We start from the raw sequence: 24,626 nt of genomic DNA on the forward strand, positions 1-24,626 counted from the left end.
CTGGTCATCGAGTCGCCGGTAGCTCATCGTTGCGCCGTCACATCAGCGAAAAGAGCGTCGGAGCATGATCGAAATAGCGCAATTGACCAAGACGTACGGGACGGGGGAGAACACGACCGTCGTCCTCGACCGACTGGATTTCACGGTGCAGTCCGGCGAGATCCTGGCCGTCGTCGGGCCCAGTGGTGCCGGCAAAAGCACGCTGGCCCAATGTATCAACCTCTTGACGCGGCCCACCTCGGGCTCGGTGATCGTCAACGGGGACGATCTCGCGCAGTTGAACGCCAAGCAGCTTCGGGTCGCGCGCCGGCGCATCGGCACCGTGTTTCAGTCGTCGAGTCTGCTCTCGCGCCGAACCGTGGCCGAGAACGTCGCATTGCCCCTCGACTTCCTGGGGGCCACGAAAGCCGAGACGGCCAGGCGTGTGGGTGAGCTTCTCGACCGAGTAGGGCTGTCCGACAAAGCAGCTCGCTATCCGTTTCAACTCTCGGGCGGGCAACGCCAAAGAGTGGGAATCGCGCGCGCACTGGCGCTTCGGCCGTCGGTGTTGCTGTCCGACGAGGCGACATCCGGCTTGGATCCGCAGACCACCGAATCGGTGGTCGAGTTGTTGCGTGAACTGCGTCGTGATCTCGACCTCGCCATCGTGTTCATCACCCACGAAATGGATACCGTTCTGCGAGCCGCAGATTCGGTGGCCAGGCTCGATCACGGTCGTATCGTCGAATCGGGAAAGCTGGTCGATCTGTTGACCGACCACCGCTCGCGGCTCGGCAACGAGCTGCGCCCTCGGCGTGACGACGCACAGGCTGCAGCCGGCGACGTGCACTGGAAGGTCACCTACGATTCGCCCGATGTTCCGCAGGACTGGATCGGGAGGCTGGGCCAGAATCTGGGCGCACCGGTCGCGCTGCTGGGCGCGTCCGTGCAGGTTGTGGCCGGAGTGACGGTCGGCAGCGCGTCGATCGGCATCGGTGGCCACCTGAGTGCACGCGTCCCTGATGCACTCACGACGCTGGGGTTGTCCGGCTCCGTCGACGGGAATCATCCGGTATTGGAAGTCGCGTCGTGATCGCGGTACTCGCGGCAGGTAACAAGGTTCCGGTCGACGAACTGCCGGCTCTACTGTTGCCCGCGTTGGGCGACACCCTCACGATGGTCGGGATCGTGATGTCCATCGTGGTGATCGTCGGTGTTCCACTCGGAGCGGTGCTGTTCAACCTCGGTCCCGGCGGACTGTTCGAGAACCCGGTGCTGCACACGCCGGTCAGCTGGATCGTCAGCATCGGACGATCGTTGCCGTTCCTGATCCTGATGGCCGCGCTGGTTCCGGTGACCCGATGGATCACCGGAACCAACATCGGCATCGCAGCGGCAGTGGTACCGATGTCGTTGGCAGGCATCGCCTTCTTCACCCGCATCGTGGAGAACTCTCTGCGCTCGGTTCCGACGTCGGTGGTCGACGTCGCTCGGGCATCTGGTGGTTCCACACTGCAGGTCACCACCACGCAGCTGTCCGAGGCGGTTCCGTCGATCATCGGCGGGCTGACCATCAACGTCATTGCCATGATCGAATACTCGGCCATCGCCGGCACCATCGGCGCAGGCGGGATCGGTTATGTCGCAGTCACATACGGATACCAACGATTCGATCACACCGTCATGATCGCCACGATCGTCATCCTGATTCTCACCGTCGCCGTCGTACAGCTCGTCGGCGATGCACTCGTTCGCTTCACCACACCTCATCAGCGCGCTGTGCGCACTGCCTGAACCACACCCGAAAGGTTCCATCCACCATGACAACGTCCACCGAAGCGCACGGCTTCGAGCTGAAGAACCGTCGAAAAGCGCCCTGGATCATCGCCGCCGTCGTAGTGCTGATCGCCCTCGCCGTGATCGTCCGCATCGCGTTCTTCGGCGACACCGCATCGGCCAACGACACCGAGGGAGCAACACTCGTCGTCGCCACGGCAGAGGGCAATGCGTCCGAGCAAGCGCTCGTCGAATTCGTCGCAGACCAGGTTGCCCCCAAATACGGCATCTCGGTCGCATTCCGCGGTCTCGCAGACAGCAACACCATCAACCGCGCCGTCAGCGAAGGTGAGGTGGCCGCAACCGTCTACCAACACAAGCTGTGGCTCGGTCAGGTCCTCGAATCCAACCCGGACTTCCAGGAGGAGGCCGCAACGCCGGTGTTCCGGTGGGGATTCGGCCTGTGGTCCGACAAGTACTCGGACCCAGCTCAATTGCCGGACGGCGCAACGGTTTCGCTGTACTCCGACCCGGCCAACGAGGCGCAAGGCCTGTGGGTGCTCGAGCGAGCCGGCCTGATCACGCTCGATCCCGCTGTCGACAAGTCGACGGCCACGCAGAAGGACATCGTCGGAAACCCGAAGAATCTGAAGTTCACGCTGCTGGACTTCGCTGCGCAATCGAGGGCACTGCCGGATCTCGATGCGGCGGTGGGCTACACCGAGTACTACCTCGCCGCAGGCATTCCCGTCGAAAAGCAGATCTTCGCCCCGCCGGCACCGGACGAGTTCGCCGGCCAGCTGACCATCGGTAGCCGGTGGGCAGATACGGACAACATCAAGAATCTCGTCGCCGCATTCAAGGACCCGGCGGTGCAGGAATTCCTGGCGACCGACCTGCGCGTGAAGGACATCCTGCTTCCTCTCCAGTAGACCGGGCCGTGCCCGACGGTCCAGCACATGACCGTCGGGCGCAACCGTGGTGTTACCTTCGACCCGCACCCGACAGCACTGACACGAGGCGGACGACGTGACCCGGTACGACGCGCTGACAGAACTACTCGACGAGCGGTACTCGTGCCGGCAGTTCCTGCCGAAGCCGGTCCCTCACGAGGTCCTCGAGCAGCTACTCACGGCCGCCCAGCGAACTCCCTCCTGGTCCAACACCCAGTCGTGGCAGATCATCGTCACCGAGGGCGATGCCACCCGAAAGTTCTCCGAGGCATTGGTGGAGCACGTGGCGTCCGGGGCACCGCAACCGGACTTCCCGTTCCCGGCGAACTACAACGCCCTGCATCGAGCCAGACGACGCGAATGCGGTGGTGCACTCTACGAGAGCATCGGGGTGGTCAAGTCCGACACCGAGGCAACGACGCGTCAGTTCATCCGCAACTACGAGCTGTTCGACGCACCGCACGCGGCCATCATCACCACCGACGTCGATCTGGGCGTGTACGGGGCCGTGGACTGCGGGTTGTACCTCCAAACTTTCCTGCTTGCTGCGCAGAGTCTCGGTCTCGGGGCCATCGCGCAGGCAGCATTGGCGGCGTACTCACCGTTTCTGCACGAATGGTTCGACATCCCGGACACCCGAAGAGTGGTGGCCGGCATCTCCTTCGGTTACCCCGACGAGACACATCCGATCAACGGATTCCGTACCAGCCGAGCGCCTCTGGACGAGACGGTGACATTCGTCAGCAGCTAGGGAGCGAGTTGCGGGCCGAACTTCGTCTCGATCTCGGCGAAGAACGCATCGGCCAATGCGACGAACTGCTTCTCGTCGAGCGCGATTCGATCGCCGACGGCGTATCCGAGAATGCTTTTCGCAGGATCGAGATTTATGGTCGGATCGCTGGTCATGATGTCGTCGGCAGTCGTCATCGACGCAGCCAGGACTCGGACCTCGTTGAGTGGATTGCCGTTCTTCTTCTCCTGGCCGCGCATGCGGTGCAGAAAATAGACCTCGAGCGTCAGGACGAGATTGTTGAAGAAGGCGACGTCGAATGCCTCGTCCACGGCAGTCGTCGTCGTTCGATTCGACGCGACCGCACGGTATGCGGCGAGCTGAGAATCGAGGCGCGCACGGCAGGCGTCGATGTATTCGCGGGAGTACGACTTCACGGACAGCACGCGGGCGATCCTAATCCGGCTCGTGGTTCGACGCCGGGCAAACGTCAGTGCGAAAGGCGTCGCACGAGTTCTCTGCCCACGTCCGTTCCCGAACGCCAGGCGCTCTCGACCCGGGGCACTCCGGACTCGCACCACTGATCGCCGGCCAGTCCGACGAAGCGTCCGTCCCGGTGCTGGAGCTCGAAGTTGGAATCGTGTTGCGCCGCAGGCTTGGCGAATGTCCACCTGTGGGCGTGGGTCCACGCGGGGTCCGCCGAGACGACGGACAATTCGCGTAGCGCGTCGAGAACCGGGGCGATCGCCCCGTCGGGGTTGTCCAGATGCTGCTGCGCGCGCCCCGACGTCGTGTGCACCACGAGAACCGGAGCGCCGTCGCCGCGCCGGGCACCGTCGTCGACGACGAAGTCGATATCGGGATGATCGTTGACGAACGCTGCGTCTCGAAAGGGAATGTCGAGTCCGTCGAATCCACACGCCACCGCGATGACCGGGTCGTAGTCGACGGCATGGGGAACGGCGGTCAGTCGCGTCGCCTGCGGATCCGGCATCGCCACCACGACGTGGCCGTCGGGAAGGTCGGTCAGCTCCGTGGAATGTTCGATGTCGAAGCCGTCGAGCATGTTTCGTACCAAGGATCGAAGCCCGTTCGGGGTCGCCCAGCGAACCGGGCCGGTCGTCGTGCACGGAACCGTTTCGGGTTTGAGAATGCCGAACGTGTTGGCCCACTGACGCGCCAATCCACCCGACTCCCAGTCGGCCACGACCGTCGCAAATTCTTGATCTCGGACGGTGAAGTAGCCCGCTCCCAGATCGACGCGACGGCCGTGCAACTCGGGCGAGGACATCCGCCCACCCGGAGCGCGGCCTCGGTCGACGATGCGAAACGGTACGTCCGCGTCGCGGAGAACCCGCGCGCAGGCCGCGCCTGCTATGCCGGCACCGATGATGGTGACCGGATCGGAGATGATGCCCGCTTCGGAGTTCATCCGTCCAGTATGCCGGGATTCGTCCGAATATCTCTGTACCACCGGCTGTCTGGACATATCGGTCACCCGCTGCGTCTGCGTTCACTTTGTGTTCGACTACAGGGATGGCCATTACGGAGAAGCCGGATACCGGCGAGAACGGACTCGGCACCAGCCTCAAGCCACGGCACGTGACGATGATCTCGATAGCCGGAGTCATCGGCGCAGGATTGTTCGTGGGTTCGGCCAACGCCATCGCGACGGCAGGTCCAGCGGTGCTGCTGGCGTACCTGTTCGCGGGAACACTCGTGATCCTGGTGATGCGCATGCTGGGGGAGATGGCGACGGCCAATCCCGACACCGGCTCGTTCTCCACCTATGCCACTCGCGCCCTGGGGCATTGGGCCGGATTCTCGGTCGGATGGCTGTACTGGTGGTTCTGGGTGTTGGTGATCCCGGTCGAAGCCACCGCGGCTGCATCCATTCTCACGAACTGGCTCGGCGGCGCGCAATGGATGTGGGCACTACTCATCGTCGTTGCCCTCACCGCGACCAATCTGATCAGCGTCGGCAACTACGGCGAATTCGAGTTCTGGTTCGCCCTGGTGAAGGTCGTGGCCATCATCGCGTTCATCGGCCTCGGGATCGCGGCGATCTTCGGGTTGCTACCCGACTCGGAAGTCAGTGGTGTCGACCAACTCTGGGCCTCGGGTGGTTTCATGCCGCTGGGCTTCGGCGCGGTGATCGCGGCCATGCTGACGACGATGTTCTCGTTCATGGGCTCGGAGATCGTCACCATCGCCGCTGCCGAATCCAAGGATCCGGCCAAGGGAATCACCCGCGCCACCAACTCGGTGATCTGGCGAATCTCGATCTTCTACTTCGGTTCCATCTTCGTCATCGTCGCATTGGTGCCCTGGAACGAACTGGATCCCAACACGGGCTCGTACCAATTCGTCCTGTCCAAGATGGGGATCCCGCACGCCGAGACCATCATGGACATCGTCATTCTGACCGCGGTTGCGTCGTGCCTGAATTCGGCGCTCTACACCGCGTCGCGCATGCTGTATTCGCTCGGCGATCGAGGTGACGCACCCAGGGCGGTCAAGAAGATCACGACGAACGGGGTGCCGTGGGTTGCGGTGATCGCCTCGATGGTGCTCGGGTTCCTCGCGGTGGTCGGAAACTACATCCTGCCCGAGAAGCTCTTCACCTACCTGCTGGCGACCACCGGCGCCGTCGCGCTGTTCGTCTACCTGGCCATCGCCAGTAGCCAGCTGGTGCTGCGGCGTCACCTCGACCGCGACGGCGAACGCCCCGCCGTTCGGATGTGGCTCTACCCGTGGCTGACGTACCTGGCTATTGGGTTCATCGTCTTCGTGCTGGTGATGATGGTGGTGCGGCCGGAGCAGCGGTCGTCCATTCTGCTGTCGGCAGTGCTGGCGGCCGTGACCGTTATCGGTGGAATTGCGGTGCAACGCCGAAATGCGCGGCGCGACACCGTGGCCGCCCGCGCATCCGGTTCTCCCGACTAGATTCCCGCGTACACCTGCCGGTACAGGTCGACGATCTGCTCGGCTGTCGGCACCACGGGATTGTTGCCCGGGCTGCCCGAGGCGAGCGCCTGCTCGGCCATCAGCGGCAACAGCTGGTCCCACTTCGCCTTCTCGATCCCGAAGGTCTCCGGCGTCGGAACCTCCACCGCACGGCACAGTGTGACGATTGCGTCCTGCAACTTGCCACCGGCAAGCTGATCCGAGTCGCTTTCCGACGCCGCGCCCAGTGCGCGGGCGCAATCGGCGTAACGCGCCTGGGCCCCGTCGATCGAGAATGCCGTGACGGCAGGCAACAGCATCGCGTTGGAAAGCCCGTGTGCCACATGGAAATGCGCGCCGATGGGTCGACTCATACCGTGCACCAGGCAGACGCTCGCATTGGAGAAAGCCATTCCCGCCTGCGTCGAGGCATGCATCATCGCCTCGCGCGCCTGCCGGTCGTCGCCGTCCCGATAGGCCCGCAGCAACGACGTCCCGATCGTGCGAATCGCACTGAGGGCCAAACCGTCGGAAATGGGGTTGGCCTTCTTGCTCACGTACGCCTCGATGGCATGAGTGAGCGCATCGACGCCGGTATCGGCCGTCAAGCGCGCCGGCATCGACATCGTCAACTCGAAGTCGATGATCGAAGCAATCGGCAGGAACGACAGCCCGGGGCACAACATCTTCTCGTCCGATGCCACGTCGGTGATGATGGTGAACTGAGTTGCCTCCGAACCACTTCCGGCCGTGGTAGGTATAGCGATGATCGGTAGCGAGGGGCCGGTCGACAGCACCGGAGCCTTGAAGTCCCGCATCGTGCCGCCCTGCACCGCGAGAATGGCCAGTGCCTTGGCCGTATCCATCGGACTGCCGCCGCCGAACCCGATGATCGAATCGGCCGAATGCTGCTGCACCGCGTCGAGGCCCGCGACCAACGAATCGGTCGTCGGATCGGGAACGGTGCCCGAGAACAGTGCCGGTGTCTTCCCGGCCTCGGTCATGATCTTCATCAAACGATCCGCCGAGCCGTTACCGGCCATGAACGCATCGGTGACGAGCAACGGCCGTGACACGTCGAGATCGGTCAGCACCGTCCCCAGCTCTTCGACGGCACCGCCGCCCAGCTTGAGGAACCGAGGAAACGAGATGTTGGAAACCATGGTGTGCTCCTTCGCGAGGTGACCATGTGCGCGAAACTTCGTAACCTGCTACGAAGTTCCGCGCACATGGGCTGGCTGTTTTCGGGGCTCAGCTGTTCTCAGGGAAGCCGAGGTTGATGCCGCCGTGGCTCGGGTCGAGCCAGCGGCTGGTGACGGCCTTTCCTCGGGTGAAGAAGTGCACTCCCTCGGTGCCGTGGGCGTGGCTGTCGCCGAAGAGCGAGTTCTTCCAACCGCCGAAGCTGTAGTAGGACATCGGAACCGGGATGGGGACGTTGATGCCGATCATGCCGACCTCGACCTCGTTCTGGAAGCGTCGAGCCGCGCCGCCGTCGTTGGTGAAGATGGCGGTGCCGTTGCCGTAGGGATTGTCGTTGATCAGCTGCAGTGCGTCGTCGTAGGTGTCGACGCGAACGACCGAAAGGACGGGTCCGAAGATCTCGTCGGTGTAGATGCTCATGTCGGGAGTCACGTGGTCGATCAGGGTGGGGCCGAGCCAGAATCCGTCGGTGCCACCGTCGGGCTGGACGGTGCGGCCGTCGACGACGAGGGTGGCGCCTGCCGCTTCACCTGCATCGACGTACGAGGCGACCTTGTCACGGTGTGCCTTGGTGACGAGCGGACCCATGTCTGCCCCTCGGGTGCCGTCGCCGGTGACCAACGGTGTTGTCCGCTCGGCGATCTTGGCGACGAGTTCGTCGGCGATGCTGCCGACGGCGACGAGGGCCGAGATGGCCATGCAGCGTTCGCCTGCGGAGCCGAAGCCCGCGTTGACCATGGCGTCGGCGGCGAGATCGAGATCTGCATCGGGGAGGACGACGGCGTGATTCTTGGCACCGCCCAGGGCCTGGACGCGTTTTCCGTGGGCGGTGCCGGTGGCGTAGACGTACTGGGCGATGGGGGTGGAGCCGACGAAGGAGATCGACTTGATCTTCTTGTTCTCGAGGAGCTCGTCGACGGCCACCTTGTCGCCCTGCAGGACGTTGAAGACGCCGTCGGGTAGGCCCGCCTCGGCCCAGAGCTCGGCGAGCCAGATACTGGCGCTCGGGTCTTTTTCGGACGGTTTGAGGACGACGGTGTTGCCTGCCGCGATGGCGATGGGGAAGAACCACATCGGGACCATGGCGGGGAAGTTGAAGGGCGAGATGATGCCGACCGGTCCGAGCGGTTGACGGATGGAGTAGACGTCGACGCCGGTCGACGCGTTCTCGGTGTATCCGCCCTTGAGCAGATGTGCCATGCCGCAGGCGAATTCGACGACCTCCTGACCGCGGCCGATCTCACCCAGGGCGTCGGAGAGAACCTTGCCGTGTTCGGCGGTGATGATCGCGGCGAGCTCGTTCTTCTTGGCGTTCAACAGCTCTCGGAAGGAGAACAGGATGGAGGTGCGCTTGGCCAGTGAGGTGTCGCGCCACGCCGGGAATGCGGCTGCGGCGGCGTCGATGACCGCACGGGCATCGTCGGTGTCGGCCAGGGTGAGCGTTCCGGTGACCTCGCCGGTGGCGGGGTTGGTGACGGGGGCGGTCCGGTCGGAGACGCCGGAATAGGTCTTTCCATCGAGCCAGTGCGTGATGACGTCGGTCAACGTTCGATCCTTCCATCGGTGTGTCTCGAGTCTCACTTGTACGGATGCACATGTCAAAGGCCAAAACCGCAGATCGCTGTGCAGAAATGCACACCGGCGATATTCTCGGTAGGTGTTCAACGCAGACCATCTCCGCTACTTCCTCGAAGTGTCGAGGACCGGCCGTTTGACCGACGCCTCGCACACTCTCGGTGTCGACCACACCACCGTCGGTCGGCGCATCACGGCTCTCGAGAAGTCGGCCGGGCAGCGCCTGTTCGACAGAACGCCGTCGGGTTGGCGACTGACCGAGGCGGGTCGACGCCTCGTCGCATACGCCGAGACCGTCGAGTCGACACTCATCGCGGCGTTCGAGGATCAGACCTCGGACACCGGCTCCCTGCGAGGAACCGTGCGGATCGCGGCCCCGGACGGTTTCGGAGCGTTCGTGCTGACACCGAAACTGGGAGTACTCCGAGACAAGCACCCCGATCTCGACATCGAACTGGTCACCGCCACCGAGCACAACTCGCTGGCCACCAGGGAGTTCGACATCGCAATCACGTTGGAGCGGCCGTCACCGAGGTTCGTCGTGACTCGCAGGTTGGCGACGTACTCCCTCGAGCTCTATGCGTCCGCCGAGTATCTCGCCGCGATGGCACCGATCAGGACCGTCGACGATCTGCGTGAACACACACTGATCTCGTACGTGGACGCGCTGCTCGATGTGGCACCACTGCGCATCCTGGATGCGATCCTGCCGGAGGGCCGCGCGCAGATTCAGACCAACAACATCACCGGGCAGTGGATCGCGGCGAGATCCGGTGTGGGGATTGCGCCCCTGCCCAGCTATATCGGTGAGCCGGACGGGGCCCTCGTGTCGGTCCTGCCCGGTGTCGTCTCGGTCGAGCGGACGTATTGGACGGTGGTACCGAGAGAGCTGACCGGACTCGCGCGGGTGAAGGCCGTCGACGAATTTCTCCGGTCGGTCGTGACCGACGAACAGCATCTGTTTCCTGTGCCGCAGTAACGACGGGACAAACGCACATCCCGAGAGTGTCGGTGGCCGTTGATATTTGGACGATCCGATGAGAACGACGTCTCGTGACCACGGACACACGTGACGCCGACCTCAAAGGCGTGGGAATCGCCTTACTCGCGGGTAACAATCTGTTACGCCCACATCCGCTCGGCGGATCCACACGAGATTCTGGGGGAATCATGACGATGTTCGTAATGGCAGCAGTCGGCTTCGTAGGAATGGCAATCGCCTTGCTCAACGACGGAAGCGACATCGACTTCCGCAACCGTCAACTGGCAGGTGCGTACCGTCACCGCTGGGCCTGACAGTCCGGTGTCCTGAGCCCGGTGTGCAGTTGGCAAGATTCGTGGGATGTGGACACACCCCCGAGCGATCGGCTTACTGGTCGGCTACGGCCTCGATCGAGTGTTCGCAGACCCGAGACGCTGGCACCCGGTCGCAGGATTCGGGACCACGGCACTGCGCGTCGAACACGCCCTCTACCGCGACAGTCGAGCCTCGGGCGTCGTCCATGCGGCCGCGCTGATCGGCTCGATGACCGCACTCGGCGTCACGTCGAGTCGCGTGGCCGCCCGTGTGGGTGCACCTGCTGAAGTTGCTCTGGTCGCGGCGGCTACCTGGGCCGCGCTCGGAGGCACGTCACTGTCGAAGGTGGGCCGGCAGATGGCCGACCACCTCGACAACGACGACCTCGAGAGCGCGCGCGCACTGCTGCCGTCACTGTGCGGTCGAGATCCGGAACCACTTGACTCCGACGGCCTCGCACGCGCCGCCCTCGAGTCCATCGCAGAGAACACCTCCGATGCGACGGTCGGCGTGTTGGTGTGGGGAGCGCTGGCCGGGGTGCCGGGAATTCTGGCCTACCGAGCGAGCAACACGCTCGACGCGATGGTCGGCTACCGCTCGCCGAAGTATCTGCGCTTCGGTTGGGCCGCAGCACGAATCGACGACGTCCTGAACCTGCTGCCGGCCCGCGTCACCGGCCTGGCGACGGTCGTCGCAGCTCCGTCGGTGCAGGGTTCGCCCACCCGAGCCCTGAAGATGTGGCGACGCGACGCCGCGCAGCACCCCAGCCCCAACGCAGGTGTCGCGGAGGCGTCGGCTGCCGGGGCACTGGGGCTGCAACTGGGTGGCAGAACGCAGTACCGACACGGCGTCGAGATCAGGCCGACACTCGGTGACGGACACGCGCCGACCGCACGCGATCTTCGCCGATCGGTCGCACTGTCGAGCCGAGTGCAAGAACTGTCTGCGGTCGCTTCAGCGATTCTTTCCGTAGCGATCGGCCAGGCGAGGATCCGACGGCGTCGTCTGGCGTGACGCCGCGCGTGCCCTGGCTCGCTTCTCGCGGCGGGTGGGCAGCGTGAACTCTTCTTCCTCGTCCGGACCGGCCTGAGCCGGACCGGCCTCGTTCTCGCCCTCGGGCTCGGTATCCGGCTCGCCGGGGATCGCGTCCGCGAGTTGTGCACGCGCATTGCGGCGTTCCCGTATCTCCGCGCGAGCGAAATACGCCAGACCCAACGGTGCCATGATGCCGAACGCCAGCCACTGCAGACCGTAGGACAGATAGGGGCCTGCGTCGGTCTGCGGCAGTTCGATCAAGCCGAGACCGCCCGGCTGACCGTCGTCGAGCTGGAGGTATCCGTTGATGGCGTCGACTCCTACCGCCGCGCCGATCTGTTCCGGGTTGATGTTGTAGACCTGCAGTCGACCGTCGTCCTCGACGGGCTCGCGCGAGGTGCCCTCGGCTTGTCGTACCCGTGCGTTCAGTGTCACGTCACCGGTGGGGGCCGCCTCGAACTCGGGCGCTCTGGTTCCTTCCACCGGCAGTACGTATCCGCGGTTGACGAGAACGGTGGGCCCGCCGTCGATCACGAACGGGGTGATGACCTCGTATGCGGGCTGATCACGGATGCTGCGCAGCCGCACCAGCACGTCGGAATCTGCGACGTAGGACCCGGGGGCGATGACCCGACGCCACTCGTCCTCGGCCGGAAACCCGTCGGCGGTGAGAGCGTCCGAGATCGGTACCGGATCCGCGTCGACGGATCGGGTGATCAGATCGTTGCGCTCGGACGTCGAGGTGTTCTTTCCCAACTGCCACGGAGCGAGCACGCTGAAGCACAGGAACGCGAAGGCCAGCACCACCGCAGCCAGCACCAACCACTTGGGTCGCAGCAAGAACGCTAACTTGTCCACGCCACCACGGTAGCCGGGTCAGCGAGGGAGCCGAGACCGTGCCCAGTCCAGCAAGCCGGGCACGGCACCTTCGATCTGCTCGCGCACCTCGGTGAATGCCGAATCGGATGAGTAGTACGGATCGGCCACCGACGAGTCGTCGGCATCGGGGTCGAACGACCGCAGCAAGGCGACACGATCGGCCGGAGCACCGAGCTGCAGCAGGGCGCGAGCATGGCCGGTATCGAGTGCGACGATCAGATCCGCTGCCAGATGATCCGGCCCGACCTGCGCCGCCGCGTGCTCGCTGTCGTATCCGTGGGCATCGAGCTCGGCGACGGTTCGAGGATCCGCGCCGTCGCCCACATGCCAACCGCCGGTCCCGGCGCTCGAGACGCGCACCGCCTCGCTCAGGCCGGCGTCGCGCAAACGACCGGCGAAGACCTTCTCGGCCATCGGCGATCGGCAGATGTTGCCGGTGCACACGAACGTCACGTGCAGTGGCTCGGTCATCGCACGGCCGCCGTGTTCTGCTCGAGCACGGTGGCCAGCTCGTCCATGCTCGACGCGGTGAACGCGGCGTCGTCGCTCTCGCCGTCGACGCCGTAGCCCCACTCGACGTACACCGTGGGAATGCCGAATCGAGCGGCACCGTGCACGTCGTGATCACGATCACCGATCATGATCACCCCGGCGGTGCCGCCGTCCGCGGACTCCACCGGGTCGATGCCGAGGTTGGTCAGCGAATGCGCGATCACGTCGGACTTCGCCCGTCGGGTGCCGTCGTTGCTGGCACCGCCGATGAACTCGAAGTACCGCGACAGACCGAAGTGGTCCAGAATCCGGACCGCGAATCGCTCCGACTTCGACGTCGCCACACCGAGCCGGACGCCGCGATCCTGCAATCGCGTCAACACCGACTCGATGCCGTCGAACGCGGTGTTCTCGGCCCAGCCCCGCTCGTCGTAACGCTGGAAGTACGCCGCCAGGGCACGCTGCGCCGCATCCTCGTCCAGGCCGAGGCCGCGCAACGTGTCGATCAGGGGTGGTCCGACGACCATCGACAGCTGTTCCTCGGTCGGTTCGGGTGCATCCACCGACGCCAGTGCGTGGCGAAAACCGGCGTGAATTCCCGGTGCGGAATCGGTCAACGTCCCATCGAGATCGAACAGGACAACGGACGCGGGAGCATCGACAGACATGGTCGGAGCCTATCGGTGCGGGCTGTTCGGTGACGGCGCGGCTACGCTCGTCGCGATGTCCGACACAGCTGCCGATCCCGATGCGCTCCTCCGTCACCACGGAGACGTCGAGGTCGATTCCGGATTCGTCGACTTCGCCGTCAACGTACGCGGCGACGGACCGCCGGCATGGCTTCGCGATCGGCTCGGCGCGGCACTGAATTCGTTGGGTTCGTACCCGAGCACGGCCGCCGAGACGGCCGCGCGAGAACAGGTGGCCGAACACCACGGCCGCTCACCGGACGAGGTACTGCTGCTCAGCGGCGGGGCCGAGGGTTTCTCGATGCTGCCGCGGCTTCGGCCCCAGCTCGTGGCGACGATCCACCCGTCGTTCACCGAGCCCGACTGGGTGCTGGAGCAGGCAGGCATTGCGGTGCACCGAGTGATCCTGCCGCCACCCTTCGAGCTCGACCCGACGCTCGTACCCGACACCGCCGACATGGTGATCCTCGGCAACCCGACCAACCCCACATCGGTTCTGCACCCCCGTGAGGCGGTCCTGAGTCTGCGCGGATCCGGACGCATGCTGGTGATCGACGAGGCCTTCGCCGACGCAGTGCTCGGGGAGGGGGAATCGGTGGCGTCACAGAGCCTGGACGATGTGCTGGTTCTGCGCAGTCTGACCAAGACGTGGGCGTTGGCGGGATTGCGGTGTGGATACGCGCTGGGGCATCCCGACGTCCTCGCGCGACTGCAGTACGGCCGTGCGCACTGGCCCCTGGGGAGTCTGCAGATCGAAGCGATCCGCGCCTGCACCGAACCGTTCGCCGTCGATCGGGCACGCGTCGAATCGGAGCGCATCCACCGCGAACGCACCGCGATGACCCAGCGCCTCGAGGCGCTGGGCCTGGACATCACCGGCCCGGCCCGTGCGCCGTTTCTGCTGCTCCGCGTCGACGGAGCCGATGTTGTTCGAGAACGCCTGCGCACGATGGGTATCGCGGTGCGGCGCGCGGACACGTTCCCGGGACTCGACCGGCACTACCTGCGCGTCGCGGTACGGGACTCGCAGCGGGTCGACATACTGGTGGACGCGTTGAAGACCGTTCTGTGAGGAGAGCAGCGAACATGGCAGTGACACTGGCCGACGTCATCGAGGTGCTCGACGACGCGTACCCACCCCGTCTCGCGGAGAGCTGGGACTCGGTGGGCCTGGTGTGCGGTGATCCGAAAGCTGTTGTGCAGCAAGTCGTGTACACCGTCGACGTCACCGACGCCGTGGTCGACGACGCCATCGCCCGCGGTGCCGATCTCATCGTCGCCCACCATCCGTTGCTGCTCAAAGGCGTCGACACCGTCGCGGCCGACACCGCGAAAGGATCGGTGATCCACCGCCTGATCAAGGCCGACTGCGCGCTGTTCACCGCCCACACCAACGCCGACTCCGCAGATCCCGGAGTCTCCGACGCACTCGCATCCGCGCTCGGGGTGATCGACACCCGGCCACTCGATCCCATTCCGTCTCCCGCACACGACAAGTGGGTGGTCTTCGTGCCCACCGCCGACTCGGCGGCGGTGCGACAGGCCCTGTTCGACGCCGGAGCCGGGCAGATCGGCGAGTACAGCGAAGCGAGCTGGCAGAGTGCGGGTCTCGGCCGATTCCGTCCGGGCCCGAACGCACACCCGACGCTCGGCGTTCTCGGCGAGGTGCACACCGAGGCGGAGGATCGCATCGAGGTCGTGGCCCCCAAAGGGCTACGTGCTCAGGTACTTTCGGCGATGCGTCGGGCACACCCGTACGAGGAGCCCGCGTTCGACGTCTTCGAATCCGCGGCTCTACCGTCGTGCACCGGACTGGGCCGCATCGGAAAACTACCGAATCCGATGACATTGGCCGAGTTCACCGAGGTCGTCCGCGAGGCGTTGCCCGCCACGACGTGGGGAGTACGCGCAGCGGGAAACCCCGACGCCACGGTCTCGGTGGTGGCGATGTGCGGGGGAGCGGGTGACTCGTTCCTCTCCGCGGTGGCGCGCACCGACGCCGATGTGTACGTCACCTCCGATCTGCGGCACCACCCGGTCGACGAGCACCTGCGTGCCGGCGGCCCCGCGGTGATCGACACCGCACACTGGGCCTCGGAGTTCCCGTGGTGCGCACAGGCGCGAGGCATCGTCGACGCCGCGTTCGGTGACACCGAGGGATGGAACAGCTGGGTCACCGAGGTGCGTACCGACCCGTGGACACTGTGATCATCGAACCCACGACCTGCCATCGAGTGGATCCGGCTCACTCATTTTCCTGCAGCCGGTAGGGTAATCCGAATCAACTTCCATAGTCGCAGGAGTCATCAAGCGTGAACGTCGATCCCAAAGTCCAGGCCTCGCTGCTCGAATTGGCCGGTGTGGATACCGAACTCTCGCAGATCGCCCACCGCCGCAAGAGCCTCCCCGAACAGCAGGAGGTGGACAAGCTCGAGACCGAGCGCACCACGCGCAAGGATGCCGCGGTGACGGTGCAGATCTCGATGGACGACCTCGACCGGGACATTCGCAAACTCGAAGGCGAGGTCGACGCGGTTCGGCAACGCGAAGCCCGCGACAAGAAGATGCTCGAGAGCGGCACCATCGCACCGAAGCAGATGACCGAATTGCAGCACGAGCTCGGCAGCCTCGAACGTCGTCAGGGCATCCTCGAAGAGGAACTGCTCGAGGTCATGGAGCAGCGTGAGGCCAGCGAACGTGACTACGAGCACGCCGGTGCGCAACTGACGCAGATCGAGGACGAGTTGGTCGACGCCGGCCGCCGCCGTGACGACGCCGTCGCAGACCTCGATGTCGCCGAGAAGCGCAGCGCCGAGCGCCGCGAATCGTTGGCCTCGGGATTGCCCGCGGATCTGCTTGCGCTCTACGAGAAGCAGCGAGCGCTCACCGGCCGCGGTGCGGCACTGCTGCAGGCTCGTCGATGTGGAGCGTGCCGGATCGAACTCGATCGCAACGAGATCGCGAGCATCGCAAACAAGCCCGCGGATGCTCTGATTCGTTGCTCCGAGTGCAACGCAATCCTGGTGCGCACCAAGGAATCCGGAATTTGAGTCAGGTGTCGAGGGTCGTTGCCGAGGCCGACGGTGGATCGCGTGGAAATCCTGGGCCCGCCGGATACGGCGCGGTGGTGCTCAGTGCAGATCGCTCGCAGGTGCTCGCCGAGCGTCGGGCGTCGCTGGGCGTGGCGACCAACAACGTGGCCGAGTACAACGGACTGATCGCCGCACTGACCGCGGCGCGCGATGTCGGTGCCCGTGAGGTTGCCGTCCGGATGGACTCCAAACTCGTCGTCGAACAGATGTCCGGACGTTGGAAAGTGAAGCACCCGGACATGATTCCGCTTCAGCGACAAGCGGCCGAACTGGCTCGCGGCTTCGATTCCGTCACCTACGAGTGGATTCCGCGTGCACAGAACTCGCACGCGGATGCGCTGGCCAACGAGGCGATGGACGCGGCGGCCGAGGGCGTGGACCTGTCGGATCGGCCCGACGCCGAGCCGGTTGCAGCGAAGCCCGCGTCGCCTGGATGGACCGGTGCGATGGGGGAGCCGACCCGCCTGCTGTTGCTACGACACGGCCAGACCCCCATGTCGGTCGACCGTCGATACTCCGGCCGAGGCAATCCCGACCTGACCGAACTGGGTCGACGCCAAGCAGATGCTGCCGCAACGGTTCTCGGTGCACGGACGGATATCGACGCCATCGTGGCCTCGCCGCTCGCGCGCGCCCAACAGACTGCTGCGGCGACAGCCGACCGCCTGGGATTGCCCGTCACCACGGTCGACGGTCTCGTCGAAACCGACTTCGGCGACTGGGAAGGGCTCACCTTCACCGAGGCCATGGAACGTCACCCCGAGGTCCACAAGGCGTGGCGAGGCGACACCTCCGTTGCACCGCCGAACGGTGAGAGCTTCGACGCAGTACGCACGCGCATCGAAGCGACCCGCGATCGATTGCTCGCCGAGTACGCCGGGAAGACCGTTCTGGTGGTCACCCACGTGACACCGATCAAGATGCTGTTGCAACTCGCACTCGACGTCGGCCCGTCGCTGCTGTACCGATTGCACCTGGATCTCGCGTCGCTGAGCATCGCCGAGTTCTACCCCGACGGCGGGGCTTCGGTGCGCTTGGTGAACGACACCTCGCACCTGGCCTCGTCGGCCTGAATCGCGGCTAGGTTCCGTTAACGGGATCCGGGCGACAACAGCGACAACAGTCTCGACTCGTCTCGCGAGCCGGGTGCTGCGGTGTAGACGATCACTCGCACGTCGGAGCCGGCAGGCCGAAACACGTCTCCATCGAGGACCATCGACCCAACCAGGGGATGGTCGATGCTCTTGCGTGCTCCCCGGTAGACGGTCGGACGTGCGGAGCGCCAACGATCGGAGAACTCGTTGCTGCGGGCCCGAAGGTCACGGACCAGACTGTCGAGCTCGGCGTCGTCGGGATGCGATATCTGTGCCACACGGAGGTCCCCGACCAGCGCGTCCCGATACTGCTCTCGTTGTGCGGGATCGACCCACATCGACGACGTGTCCTCGGTCATCTCGAACCAGACCTGGTTGCGTGAATGTCCGGACAGGTCCATCGGATCGCCCATCAGCGCGGACCACGCCGCGTTCCATCTCAGCAGCCACCAATCCGCCGCGTACACCGCCGTAGGCCAGTGGTCGGCTCGGGCCAGCAGTCGATCGACACTGTCCGGTACCGATCGATCGACAGCCGACGACGGTGCCGCGAGTCCGGCAGCTCGATACAACACCCCGGCATCGGCGAGGTCGAGACCCAAGGCCCGAACCAGAGCAGCGACCACCGCCGCCGACGGATTCGACGCACGGCCCTGCTCGAGTTGAACCAGATAGTCCACGGAGATCCCGGCGAGGGTGGCGAGTTCTTCGCGGCGTAGTCCCGACGAACGCCGAGGTCTGACGGTCGAGTCGGACGGAACGGGTGCGCTGCGGTCACGCCAGCCACGGAGCACCGACGAGAAACCCGCCGGTCGGCGTCCCTGCTGCTCTACGGTCATCTCCCCACTGTGCCACTCGGCCACGTGCGTCTCCTCGACGACGACGTGGGTGGTACCGGCAGACCTACCGACAATCGGCATCTTCTCGATTGGATCGCCGAGCCCTAGCGTTGACGTCATGAGCACAATCACGATGATCACCGGCGGCAACAAGGGAATCGGCCACGAGACAGCACGGCGCCTACAGCGTGCCGGCCACACCGTGATCATCGGTGCCCGCAACCGTGAGCTCGGTCGTGCTGCTGCCGCCGACCTCGGCGTCACCTTCGTCCAACTCGACGTCACCGATCAGGGCAGCGTCGACGCTGCCGCACACCAGGTGCGTGTGGACCACGGACGGCTCGACGTCCTGATCAACAACGCCGGCATCACCGGGGCCTTCGTGCCGCTCGAGCAAGGATCGGCGGACGACGCCCGAGATGTCTTCGACACCAACGTCTTCGGCGTCGTTCGAGTGACCAACGCATTCGTGCCATTGCTGCAGATCTCGAAGAACGCACGAATCGTCAACGTCTCCTCGGGTGTCGGATCCATCCACGACACCATCGAGCAGGGCTGGTTCGACTGGCAGGTGGTGCCGCCGATCTACGCGTCGTCCAAGACGGCACTCAACATGCTCACGGTGAAGTACGCGCACGCACTCCCCACGATGCGAGTGAACGCTGCCGACCCCGGCTACACCCGTACCGATCTGAACGGCGGCAAGGGAGCACACGACGTCGCGCAGGGCACCGACGAGATCGTTCGACTCGCCACGATTGCCGAGGACGGACCGACCGGCACCGTAGGAAACAATCAGGGTCTGCTTCGCTGGTGAGTCATCGACCGAGAAGGCACTGAGCGCCTTCCGACAGGTGGGGCGTCGGACCGGCATGTCGCTCGGGTCGAGTGGGGGATGATGCGTTGCGTGTTCACTGACGCCGAGCGCGAGCCCACAGCGGCGCGCTGGATGGCAATCGCATCGCCCGCATCGGCCGCCGCAGGGCTGGCAGTTGCCTTCACCTGGCGATACTGCGTGCCCCGGATGTGGATCGATGCCGATGCCCCACCACCTGTGAATCCGGGCGACTCCGGGTACTTTCGCGTGTACGACTACGTGCAGTACGTGTCAGGACCGCCGTGGTGGCCGATCACGTTGGTCGCTCCGGTCGCGGCACTTCTGGTCGGGACCGTCGTCTCGATCACGGTCGGATGGATTCTGCGCGGCCGATCTCACGGCCGGTCGTTGCACATGTCGGCCCCACTCGTGGCGGGAGGCCTCGTAGGCGCGGGGGCAGCATGGTGGGCACGACGTCGACCTCCCGAGATCCGCATCAGGATGGTCGCGGATCCTTACTTCGATGACCTCGGGCCGACCGGCGCTGCACGCCAGGAGATCTACGGCGGACCGCCGCTGTTCGACACCGTGCATGCCGGGCTGCTGTTGCCGGTGGTGGGGGCGGTGGTCGGTAGCGTGGTCTTCGCTGTCGGTCTGGCGGTCACGACACTCCGCGTACGGCGCTCGATCTGACCGGGGCTCAAACCTGCAGTGCAAGCCACAGGCCTGCCACTGCACCGACGATCGTCAGCGGTGTCGTGATGACGCCCAACACGGTGAAGGTTCGCAGATCTGCCGGCTCGTCGTTGGCCGAAGCGACGCGTCGCCAGAGCATGATCGCCAGCGATCCGACGTAGGTGAGATTGGGGCCGAGGTTCACCCCGATCACCATGGCCAACAACAGTGCCGGGGGAGCGTCGGCCCCGAATGCGGCCAGCAGCAGCAGCGTCGCGGGCAGGTTGTTGACGATGTTCGACGCCACCGCCGCGATGGCGGCCGCGGCCAGCAGCGAGGCGAAGGTGGTGTCGGACGGCAGAATTCGGGCCAGCCAGTCGCCGATCGGGCCTGTGGTGACACCGAGAACGACGATGCCGAGCAAGAAGACGAAGCCACAGAACGGTAGATCGGCACCGCGCAGAATGGCGCGAGCACTGGTGTGGCGTCCTCGAAGTGCGGGGATGGCCAGTGCCACCGATCCCACCGCGGCCACCCAGAACGGTTCGACGTCGAACAGCCCTGCCACGGCGAAACCGACGAGTGTCGCGGCGAGGATGACCAGCGTGGTCCGGGGTGCAGGGACGTTCTCGGCGCTCTGCAGGGTCGAGCTCTCCGGCGGTGTGGCGGTGCGAGTCAGATCCTCGCGGAAGAAGATCAGGAACACCGCCAACTCGATGGCCACCGCGAATATCCAGGGCAATGCCATCAGAGCGGTGAAGTGCAGGAAGGTGAGTCCGGTCGCGGCGAATGCGAGCAGGTTGGTCAGGTTCGATACCGGCAGCAGCGTCGACGCCGAATTGGACAGGTGCGCCGTGGCGTAACTGTGTGGACGCGGCGACATTCTCAGGACGCGAGCAGCACCGATGATGGCCGGCGTCAACAGCACCACGGTGGCGTCGAGGCTCAGTACTGCCGTGGTCGATGCGGCTGCTGCGAACACGAGTGTCAACAGTCTGCGGGGGCTGCCCTTCGCACCTCCTCGCAGCTTCGCCGCGATCCAGGTGAACACTCCGAGCGCGTCCGACAGATGCGCCAGGATCAGGATGAACGCCAGAAACACGACGGTCGGAGCGAGTTCGAGTACCTGCTCGCGTGCGGCGTCGAGGCTGACGAGGCCGACGACCAGGACTATCGCGGCAGCCGGCAGCGCGGCGACGATCTCGGGCAGACCCCGGGGTCGGACGATCGCGAAAACGAGCACAGCTGCGACCAGTGCCGCGGCGAGAACGGTCACGCGAGAATCTTCACGAGAGTGCGCAGATTTCGAGTGGTGGTCGTCGGCTTGAATTTCGCCTTGGCCGTCGCTTTCCCGAAGCGACTCGTCGTCGTGCTCCCCGCGCGGACCTCCCAGTACACGACATCGCGTCCGGCAGCGACACGTTCGAGCTCGACATCGAGTTCGTCTGCGAGAGCGGACAATTCGGTCAGATGGGTGGGGTCGGTTCCGAACACCACGTAAGGATGCCACCCTTGCCGTTCGGCGTCGAACGGGTAGCACTCCACGATCGCCCGAAGTGTCGGCACGTCCAGGACGACAACCCAGGCCTGATAGCCGAACGCCTGGGCGAGCGTGTTCTCCACCTGTCCTTTCACGACGACGGAAGTCAGCGGGGAGTTCAGCAGGACATTGCCGGTCGCGAGAACAGTGCGGACATCGGTGAAGCCGGCCGACGTCAGGGCCGCACGAAGATCGGCCATCTTGATGTTGATGCCACCGACATTGATGCCACGCAGCAACACGACCCACTCACTCATGAAAGGAACTGTAGTGAAGCGCTCCACAATCGCCCTTGAGTAAGTAGTTAGTAACCAGTAACTTACTTGTCATGGCGCAGCGAGAACGTATGACCGGACCCGACCGTCGCGAGCAGATCCTGCGGATCGCAGCAGACGAATTCGCTACGGCCGGACTCCACGGCGGTTCGACCGAGGCGATCGCCCGGGCAGCCGGGATCACCCAGGCCTACATCTTTCGGATATTCGGAACCAAGAGGTCGCTGTTCTCCGAATTGGTCGTCGCGTCCTTCGACCGGTTGGCGAACGGAATGCGCGAAGCGGCGGGTACGGAAACCGGGCAACAGGCGTTGGCGTCGATGGGGGAGCGCTACTACAGCATGCTCGAGGATCGAACCTCACTGTTGCTGCAACTACAGGGGATCGCAGCATGTGGCGACCCCGAGGTCCGAGACGCGGTGCGGTCCGGCTTCGGCCGGATGTGGAACACCGTCGCGGAGGTCACCGGGCTCGATGCCGTGACCGTCAAGGCGTTTCTCGCGTTCGGCATGCTGCTCAACAGTGGTGCGGCCCTGCAGATCGACGACGTCGACGCACCGTGGGCGAACGGAGTCGGCACTCGCATCCAGGCCGGACTGTTCGACCACATCACGAGCGATACGAACCGATGACCGCCGACGCCGAGTGCCGCGACTCGCGACTGCTCGTGCTCGCGTTGGTGTTCGTCGGAGTGGTCGTGGCCGCCGTCGGCAGTCTCGGTGCTCCGTTGATCACCAGTGTTGCAACCACTTTCGATGTCTCGCTGTCGAGTGCGCAGTGGACGCTCACGGTGGCTCTCCTGACCGGCGCTGTCGCGACGCCGATTCTGGGCCGTCTCGGATCGGGTCCGCATCGACGAGCGGCAATTCTGGGAACACTCGGCGTCGTCTCGGTCGGTGGACTTCTGACTGCATTGCCATTGCCCTTTTCGTGGCTACTACTCGGCCGAGCGGCCCAGGGAGTGGGGCTGGCGCTGACCCCGATGCTGATGGGCGTAGCGCGAGATCATCTGTCCGACAGGCGCTCTGGATCGACCATTGCGTTGTTGTCGGTTGCATCGACGGCGGGCGTCGGCGTGGGCTACCCGTTGTCCGGGTTTCTGACCGACCACGGTGGGATTCGCGCCGCATACGGCCTCGGTGCCGCTCTGACAGTGATGGCGTCGGCTGTTGCTCTGAAGGTGATTCCACCCTCGCCGCAGAAGTGTTCGACTCGAATCGACGTTCCCGGTGCAGTGCTGCTCGCGCTCGCTCTGTCCCTGGTGCTGATTCTCGTCAGTGAAACGGCGCTGTGGACGAGCCACCCATGGGCGGTGGGAATACTGGCCACAATCGCGGTTGTCAGCGCGGGAATGTGGGTCCGCGTCGAACTCAGGAGCTCGGCACCGCTCGTCGAGCTCCGGTTGCTCCGCCGTAGGGCCGTGGTCGGAGCGAACGGGGCGATGTTCCTGGGCGGCATAGGCATGTATCTCCTGCTCACCATCGTGACGCGATACGCGCAGACACCTTCCGCTGCCGGCTACGGCTTCGGGCTCGATGTCTTCACGGCAGGGCTGGTCCTCGTTCCGTTCTCCGTGTCCGGGTTTCTCGCGGGCAAGCTGATGCCCCGCGCACTACGTCGGCTGGGGCCCGCCCATGCGCTGACGGTCAGCGCGCTCGTCGTTCTCGGGGCTCTCGCCCTGTTCGCCGGGACCCGCACCAGCGTTCTGGAACTCGGTGCGGCAATGGCAATTCTGGGCTTCGGCGTAGGTAGCTTCTCGGCTGCGATCCCTGCTGTCGTTCTGCCGGTCGTGCCTCCGGCGGAGACGTCGAGTGCCATGAGTATCAACCAGGTGGTGCGCAGTGTCGGGTTCGCGTTCGGTAGTGCGATCGGTGGTCTGGTACTTGCCGCCGGAACGAATTCGGGTTCGACCTCTCCCGCAGAGGGGTCGTACACGTCGGCCGCCTGGGTCGGCGCAGCCGTCACCGCTGCCGCGGCCGTCACGACTGCCACCGTCCTTCGTGGCCGGGCAGCCGCCGAGCCGTCGACGTGAGCCGAGTAGAGTACGCAACCGCGAACGAGTTGGCCGGACGGCTGCGGCTCGAAGGACGGGCGAACGAGTGTCGTCGCGCTTCGAGCCGAGGAAAGTCCGGACTCCACAGAGCAGGGCGGTTGTTAACGGCAACCCGAGGTGACTCGCGGGACAGTGCCACAGAAAACAGACCGCCTGCGGATCGGTTCTTCGGAATCGAACGGCAGGTCAGGGTGAAACGGTGCGGTAAGAGCGCACCAGCATCCCAGGTGACTGGGATGGCTAGGTAAACCCCGCCCGGAGCAAGGTCGAAGGCTGCACCCGAAAGTGGTGCAGCTGCGCAGGTGCTCGAGGGCTGCTCGCCCGAGCCTGCGGGTGGACTGCTCGAGGTACCCGGCAACGGTGTGCCCAGATGGATGGTCGTCGACGTCGAACCCGCGAAAGCAGGAACGGCAGACAGGATCCGGCTTACAGGCCGACTCGTTCGCACTCACTATTTCTTCCGCAGTTCTCCTGCGGTGTCGCTCCATGGGGCACACTGGAAGTCATGACCGACGACGCCACCTCCTGGTACTACGACATCAGCACCAAGCAGGTCGTACAGGGCAAGCAGACCAATGCCCTCGACCGCATGGGCCCGTATCCGGACAAGGCCACCGCGGAGCAGGCGCTGAAGATCGCCGCGGCGCGCAACAAGGCCGCCGATTCCGACGACGACTGGAACAACTGACG

The 24,626-nt window shown here is 65.0% G+C and carries 27 protein-coding genes and 1 other RNA gene; 18 read left to right on the plus strand and 10 right to left on the minus strand.

The features are described from left to right. The first annotated feature begins 64 nt into the window (after positions 1-64). The 4 genes from CH273_RS26065 to CH273_RS26080 all read left to right on the plus strand — a co-directional run bounded on the left by CH273_RS26065 (position 65) and on the right by CH273_RS26080 (position 3,459). Complete coding sequence (locus CH273_RS26065; RefSeq protein ID WP_032394458.1) at positions 65-1,072, plus strand: methionine ABC transporter ATP-binding protein; 1,008 nt, start codon at positions 65-67, stop codon at positions 1,070-1,072. Next, complete coding sequence (locus tag CH273_RS26070; RefSeq protein WP_032394457.1) at positions 1,069-1,773, plus strand: methionine ABC transporter permease; 705 nt, start codon at positions 1,069-1,071, stop codon at positions 1,771-1,773. Before CH273_RS26065 ends, CH273_RS26070 begins: the two co-directional genes overlap by 4 nt. Positions 1,774-1,799: 26 nt before the next feature. Continuing rightward, a complete protein-coding gene (locus CH273_RS26075; RefSeq protein ID WP_082322392.1) occupies positions 1,800-2,687 on the plus strand; it encodes a MetQ/NlpA family ABC transporter substrate-binding protein in 888 nt (295 codons plus the stop codon). A 97-nt stretch (positions 2,688-2,784) separates the two neighbouring features. After that, positions 2,785-3,459, plus strand: a complete 675-nt coding sequence (locus CH273_RS26080; RefSeq protein WP_032394456.1) for a nitroreductase — start codon at positions 2,785-2,787, stop codon at positions 3,457-3,459. Here the strand turns inward: CH273_RS26080 and CH273_RS26085 are convergent. Continuing rightward, complete coding sequence (locus CH273_RS26085) at positions 3,456-3,884, minus strand: hypothetical protein (protein ID WP_032394455.1); 429 nt, start codon at positions 3,882-3,884, stop codon at positions 3,456-3,458. The genes CH273_RS26080 and CH273_RS26085 overlap by 4 nt on opposite strands. 44 nt (positions 3,885-3,928) lie before the next feature. Next, the gene (locus CH273_RS26090; RefSeq protein ID WP_032394454.1) at positions 3,929-4,870 is read right to left on the minus strand and encodes an NAD(P)/FAD-dependent oxidoreductase; all 942 of its coding nucleotides are present in this window, start codon (positions 4,868-4,870) and stop codon (positions 3,929-3,931) included. Positions 4,871-4,974: 104 nt separating this feature from the next. Between CH273_RS26090 and CH273_RS26095 the strand changes: the two genes are divergently transcribed. Further along, entirely contained in the window at positions 4,975-6,384 is a 1,410-nt protein-coding gene (locus CH273_RS26095; protein WP_045194817.1) for an amino acid permease, read from the plus strand. Here CH273_RS26095 and CH273_RS26100 read toward each other — a convergent pair. Beyond that, positions 6,381-7,547, minus strand: a complete 1,167-nt coding sequence (locus CH273_RS26100) for an iron-containing alcohol dehydrogenase (RefSeq protein ID WP_032394453.1) — start codon at positions 7,545-7,547, stop codon at positions 6,381-6,383. The two genes, CH273_RS26095 and CH273_RS26100, sit on opposite strands and share 4 nt — an antisense overlap. An 88-nt stretch (positions 7,548-7,635) precedes the next feature. After that, positions 7,636-9,129 carry a CoA-acylating methylmalonate-semialdehyde dehydrogenase gene (locus CH273_RS26105; RefSeq protein WP_032394722.1) on the minus strand — a complete coding sequence of 498 codons (1,494 nt, stop codon included), beginning with the start codon at positions 9,127-9,129 and terminating at the stop codon, positions 7,636-7,638. A 112-nt stretch (positions 9,130-9,241) separates the two neighbouring features. On the opposite strand from CH273_RS26105, the gene CH273_RS26110 reads away from it, so the two are divergent. The 3 genes from CH273_RS26110 (at position 9,242) to CH273_RS26120 (ending at position 11,470) form a co-directional block, all read left to right on the plus strand. Then, on the plus strand, positions 9,242-10,138 hold the full coding sequence (locus tag CH273_RS26110) for a LysR family transcriptional regulator (RefSeq protein WP_032394452.1): 897 nt from the start codon (positions 9,242-9,244) through the stop codon (positions 10,136-10,138). Positions 10,139-10,329: 191 nt separating this feature from the next. Next, entirely contained in the window at positions 10,330-10,455 is a 126-nt protein-coding gene (locus tag CH273_RS28340; protein WP_256978899.1) for a hypothetical protein, read from the plus strand. Positions 10,456-10,501: 46 nt separating this feature from the next. Continuing rightward, positions 10,502-11,470: a cobalamin biosynthesis protein gene (locus tag CH273_RS26120; RefSeq protein ID WP_032394450.1), complete on the plus strand. Its 969-nt coding sequence runs from the start codon at positions 10,502-10,504 to the stop codon at positions 11,468-11,470. Here the strand turns inward: CH273_RS26120 and CH273_RS26125 are convergent. From CH273_RS26125 to CH273_RS26135, 3 genes are read right to left on the minus strand one after another with little or no spacing between them, the layout of a single operon-like run. Then, on the minus strand, positions 11,411-12,349 hold the full coding sequence (locus tag CH273_RS26125; protein WP_032394449.1) for an SURF1 family cytochrome oxidase biogenesis protein: 939 nt from the start codon (positions 12,347-12,349) through the stop codon (positions 11,411-11,413). The two genes, CH273_RS26120 and CH273_RS26125, sit on opposite strands and share 60 nt — an antisense overlap. A gap of 18 nt (positions 12,350-12,367) precedes the next feature. Further along, entirely contained in the window at positions 12,368-12,841 is a 474-nt protein-coding gene (locus CH273_RS26130) for a low molecular weight protein-tyrosine-phosphatase (protein ID WP_032394448.1), read from the minus strand. Beyond that, positions 12,838-13,530 (minus strand): HAD-IA family hydrolase, encoded by a 693-nt coding sequence (locus CH273_RS26135; protein ID WP_032394447.1) that lies wholly within the window; start codon positions 13,528-13,530, stop codon positions 12,838-12,840. Before CH273_RS26135 ends, CH273_RS26130 begins: the two co-directional genes overlap by 4 nt. A gap of 55 nt (positions 13,531-13,585) precedes the next feature. Here CH273_RS26135 and cobC point away from each other — a divergent pair, with 55 nt between their 5' ends. The 4 genes from cobC (at position 13,586) to CH273_RS26155 (ending at position 17,716) form a co-directional block, all read left to right on the plus strand. Then, entirely contained in the window at positions 13,586-14,623 is a 1,038-nt protein-coding gene (gene cobC, locus CH273_RS26140; protein ID WP_032394721.1) for an Rv2231c family pyridoxal phosphate-dependent protein CobC, read from the plus strand. A 14-nt stretch (positions 14,624-14,637) separates the two neighbouring features. Further along, on the plus strand, positions 14,638-15,759 hold the full coding sequence (locus tag CH273_RS26145) for a Nif3-like dinuclear metal center hexameric protein (RefSeq protein ID WP_032394720.1): 1,122 nt from the start codon (positions 14,638-14,640) through the stop codon (positions 15,757-15,759). Positions 15,760-15,863: 104 nt separating this feature from the next. Continuing rightward, on the plus strand, positions 15,864-16,601 hold the full coding sequence (locus CH273_RS26150) for a zinc ribbon domain-containing protein (protein WP_032394446.1): 738 nt from the start codon (positions 15,864-15,866) through the stop codon (positions 16,599-16,601). Positions 16,602-16,606: 5 nt separating this feature from the next. Further along, positions 16,607-17,716 carry a bifunctional RNase H/acid phosphatase gene (locus tag CH273_RS26155; protein ID WP_032394445.1) on the plus strand — a complete coding sequence of 370 codons (1,110 nt, stop codon included), beginning with the start codon at positions 16,607-16,609 and terminating at the stop codon, positions 17,714-17,716. 17 nt (positions 17,717-17,733) lie between these two features. Here CH273_RS26155 and CH273_RS26160 read toward each other — a convergent pair whose 3' ends face one another. Continuing rightward, positions 17,734-18,657 (minus strand): helix-turn-helix domain-containing protein, encoded by a 924-nt coding sequence (locus tag CH273_RS26160; RefSeq protein ID WP_230596651.1) that lies wholly within the window; start codon positions 18,655-18,657, stop codon positions 17,734-17,736. Between the two features lie 37 nt (positions 18,658-18,694). On the opposite strand from CH273_RS26160, the gene CH273_RS26165 reads away from it, so the two are divergent. Then, positions 18,695-19,393 carry an SDR family NAD(P)-dependent oxidoreductase gene (locus CH273_RS26165; protein WP_032394444.1) on the plus strand — a complete coding sequence of 233 codons (699 nt, stop codon included), beginning with the start codon at positions 18,695-18,697 and terminating at the stop codon, positions 19,391-19,393. Positions 19,394-19,483: 90 nt separating this feature from the next. Beyond that, a complete protein-coding gene (locus CH273_RS26170) occupies positions 19,484-20,086 on the plus strand; it encodes a hypothetical protein (protein WP_032394443.1) in 603 nt (200 codons plus the stop codon). A 7-nt stretch (positions 20,087-20,093) separates the two neighbouring features. Here the strand turns inward: CH273_RS26170 and CH273_RS26175 are convergent, their stop codons facing one another. Then, on the minus strand, positions 20,094-21,344 hold the full coding sequence (locus CH273_RS26175; RefSeq protein ID WP_032394442.1) for an SLC13 family permease: 1,251 nt from the start codon (positions 21,342-21,344) through the stop codon (positions 20,094-20,096). Further along, on the minus strand, positions 21,341-21,865 hold the full coding sequence (locus CH273_RS26180) for a DUF1697 domain-containing protein (RefSeq protein WP_032394441.1): 525 nt from the start codon (positions 21,863-21,865) through the stop codon (positions 21,341-21,343). The genes CH273_RS26175 and CH273_RS26180 overlap by 4 nt, the downstream gene beginning before the upstream one ends. Positions 21,866-21,936: 71 nt before the next feature. On the opposite strand from CH273_RS26180, the gene CH273_RS26185 reads away from it, so the two are divergent. From CH273_RS26185 to CH273_RS26200, 4 genes are all read left to right on the plus strand, one after another. Continuing rightward, a complete protein-coding gene (locus CH273_RS26185; protein ID WP_230596649.1) occupies positions 21,937-22,515 on the plus strand; it encodes a TetR/AcrR family transcriptional regulator in 579 nt (192 codons plus the stop codon). After that, on the plus strand, positions 22,512-23,915 hold the full coding sequence (locus tag CH273_RS26190; RefSeq protein WP_032394440.1) for an MFS transporter: 1,404 nt from the start codon (positions 22,512-22,514) through the stop codon (positions 23,913-23,915). The genes CH273_RS26185 and CH273_RS26190 overlap by 4 nt, the downstream gene beginning before the upstream one ends. Positions 23,916-23,940: 25 nt before the next feature. Next, an RNA gene (gene rnpB, locus CH273_RS26195) (RNase P RNA component class A) lies at positions 23,941-24,381 on the plus strand. Between the two features lie 60 nt (positions 24,382-24,441). Further along, positions 24,442-24,624 (plus strand): hypothetical protein, encoded by a 183-nt coding sequence (locus tag CH273_RS26200; protein ID WP_032394439.1) that lies wholly within the window; start codon positions 24,442-24,444, stop codon positions 24,622-24,624. Positions 24,625-24,626 lie beyond the last annotated feature (2 nt).

It is taken from the genome of Rhodococcus sp. 05-339-2 (genome assembly GCF_002258965.1).
In the GTDB taxonomy this organism is placed as follows: domain Bacteria; phylum Actinomycetota; class Actinomycetes; order Mycobacteriales; family Mycobacteriaceae; genus Rhodococcoides.

What these genes read in the sequence shown, in the direction of transcription:
- CH273_RS26065 (WP_032394458.1), top strand. Translation starts at nt 65, where the DNA reads ATGATCGAAATAGCGCAATTGACCAAGACGTACGGGACGGGGGAGAAC.
- CH273_RS26075 (WP_082322392.1), top strand. Translation starts at nt 1,800, where the DNA reads ATGACAACGTCCACCGAAGCGCACGGCTTCGAGCTGAAGAACCGTCGA.
- CH273_RS26090 (WP_032394454.1), bottom strand. Translation starts at nt 4,870, where the DNA reads ATGAACTCCGAAGCGGGCATCATCTCCGATCCGGTCACCATCATCGGT.
- CH273_RS26095 (WP_045194817.1), top strand. Translation starts at nt 4,975, where the DNA reads ATGGCCATTACGGAGAAGCCGGATACCGGCGAGAACGGACTCGGCACC.
- CH273_RS26100 (WP_032394453.1), bottom strand. Translation starts at nt 7,547, where the DNA reads ATGGTTTCCAACATCTCGTTTCCTCGGTTCCTCAAGCTGGGCGGCGGT.
- CH273_RS28340 (WP_256978899.1), top strand. Translation starts at nt 10,330, where the DNA reads ATGACGATGTTCGTAATGGCAGCAGTCGGCTTCGTAGGAATGGCAATC.
- CH273_RS26120 (WP_032394450.1), top strand. Translation starts at nt 10,502, where the DNA reads ATGTGGACACACCCCCGAGCGATCGGCTTACTGGTCGGCTACGGCCTC.
- CH273_RS26130 (WP_032394448.1), bottom strand. Translation starts at nt 12,841, where the DNA reads ATGACCGAGCCACTGCACGTGACGTTCGTGTGCACCGGCAACATCTGC.
- CH273_RS26135 (WP_032394447.1), bottom strand. Translation starts at nt 13,530, where the DNA reads ATGTCTGTCGATGCTCCCGCGTCCGTTGTCCTGTTCGATCTCGATGGG.
- cobC (WP_032394721.1), top strand. Translation starts at nt 13,586, where the DNA reads ATGTCCGACACAGCTGCCGATCCCGATGCGCTCCTCCGTCACCACGGA.
- CH273_RS26145 (WP_032394720.1), top strand. Translation starts at nt 14,638, where the DNA reads ATGGCAGTGACACTGGCCGACGTCATCGAGGTGCTCGACGACGCGTAC.
- CH273_RS26160 (WP_230596651.1), bottom strand. Translation starts at nt 18,657, where the DNA reads ATGCCGATTGTCGGTAGGTCTGCCGGTACCACCCACGTCGTCGTCGAG.
- CH273_RS26165 (WP_032394444.1), top strand. Translation starts at nt 18,695, where the DNA reads ATGAGCACAATCACGATGATCACCGGCGGCAACAAGGGAATCGGCCAC.
- CH273_RS26180 (WP_032394441.1), bottom strand. Translation starts at nt 21,865, where the DNA reads ATGAGTGAGTGGGTCGTGTTGCTGCGTGGCATCAATGTCGGTGGCATC.
- CH273_RS26185 (WP_230596649.1), top strand. Translation starts at nt 21,937, where the DNA reads ATGGCGCAGCGAGAACGTATGACCGGACCCGACCGTCGCGAGCAGATC.
- CH273_RS26190 (WP_032394440.1), top strand. Translation starts at nt 22,512, where the DNA reads ATGACCGCCGACGCCGAGTGCCGCGACTCGCGACTGCTCGTGCTCGCG.
- CH273_RS26200 (WP_032394439.1), top strand. Translation starts at nt 24,442, where the DNA reads ATGACCGACGACGCCACCTCCTGGTACTACGACATCAGCACCAAGCAG.